A 1,327-nucleotide genomic window follows, 5' to 3' on the forward strand; every position below is an offset into this window, starting at 1 on the left:
TGGGGTGTCATGATTCCGGTGGACGGTGAAACCCACCGATCTGGAAGGATTAAATCATGCCACGTAAGTATTCGGATCAGTTTCGTCAGCAGTGCATTGATGAGGTGTTGATGTTCGGCAAGACTCGTGGTGCCGTGGCCCAGGAGTACGGGGTGTCGTCCTCGTCGTTGGGACGCTGGGTGGCCAAAGCCGAAGGCACCTTGGGCACTGGTTCCGGCAGCCACATGCGCGCTGCTGATGCCGCGTCGCAGGACCCGGCAGAGATGGCAAAGCGGATCAAAGAGCTCGAGCGTGAAAACGAGTTTTTAAAAAAAGCGGCCGCCTTCTTCGCCACGGAGCACACCACGAGGACCTCTTCGCGGTAATTGCCCACTTCCACGAAGAAGGCAACCCCTGCCCTCGCTACCCAGTGTCAATGATGTGCCGTGTGTTGGAAGTATCCAGCTCCGGCTATTACGCCTGGCGCAAGCGTAGAGATACTCCGCCGGCCGGTGGCACACCGCGGGCGAAACGCGCGGCGATTACCGATCTGGTTATCGAGATCTTCAACGAGCACAACGGTTTTGCCGGGGCGCGCACTATCTACCGGCAGCTTCAGGCCCAAAACGTTGCAACCACGCTGTATGCGGTGCGAAAGATCATGGCTGACAACACGCTGCACACCAAGTACCGTCGCGCGTTTAAACGCACCACGATCCAAGACCCGCAGGCGAGCGCACGAGCTGATCTGCTTCGGCGCCGTTTCTACCCCGCGATGCCGACAACCTATCTGTGCGGCGACATCACCTACCTGCGCACCGCGCAGGGGTGGATGTATCTGGCCGTCGTGATCGATCTGAGCACACGGATGGTTGTCGGGTGGCAGATCGCAGACCGGATGAGTGCGCAACTTGTCGTCGACGCGCTGACCATGGCGCACGCGGCCGGTTTCGTCGCGGGCAACGCGGTGTTTCACTCCGACCGCGGCTCGCAGTACACCTCGAAGCAGTTCGCGCAAACAGCCAAGAAACTCGATGTGCGTTTAAGCACCGGCGCGGTCGGTGTGTGCTGGGACAACGCGGTTGCGGAGTCGATGTTTTCCACGTTGAAGCTGCATCTGCTGTACGAAAAGAAGCAGTTCGCGTCGAAGTTCGACGCCCGCTACGAAGTCGGACACTGGATCGAGACGTACTACAACCGCCGCCGCATCCACTCCACCACCGGGCTGATCCCCGCCGAAGCAATGCGCCAATTCAAAACCCGCTGCGCCGACACACACGCCGCCGCAGCCTAACCCCCACAACCAAACACAACGGGTTTACCCGTCCACAAAATTTGACACAGGCCA

Annotated in this window: 1 protein-coding gene and 1 pseudogene; both read left to right on the forward strand. The window is 59.7% G+C overall.

All coding sequences use genetic code 11. The annotated features are described in order from the left end of the window. Nucleotides 1–110: 110 nt before the first annotated feature. Nucleotides 111–365, forward strand: a complete 255-nt coding sequence (locus HMPREF3145_RS04750) for a transposase (protein WP_244268753.1) — start codon at nucleotides 111–113, stop codon at nucleotides 363–365. After that, nucleotides 359–1,273, forward strand: a pseudogene (locus HMPREF3145_RS04755) (IS3 family transposase); the annotation flags it as partial. The gene HMPREF3145_RS04750 and the pseudogene HMPREF3145_RS04755, both read left to right, overlap by 7 nt. Between the last annotated feature and the right edge of the window lie 54 nt (nucleotides 1,274–1,327).

This window comes from Corynebacterium sp. HMSC05C01 (assembly GCF_001807155.1).
In the GTDB taxonomy this organism is placed as follows: domain Bacteria; phylum Actinomycetota; class Actinomycetes; order Mycobacteriales; family Mycobacteriaceae; genus Corynebacterium; species Corynebacterium coyleae.

Bases quoted from the DNA above. Each gene is read 5' to 3' on its own strand.
- HMPREF3145_RS04750 (WP_244268753.1), top strand. From the start codon at position 111: ATGTTCGGCAAGACTCGTGGTGCCGTGGCCCAGGAGTACGGGGTGTCG.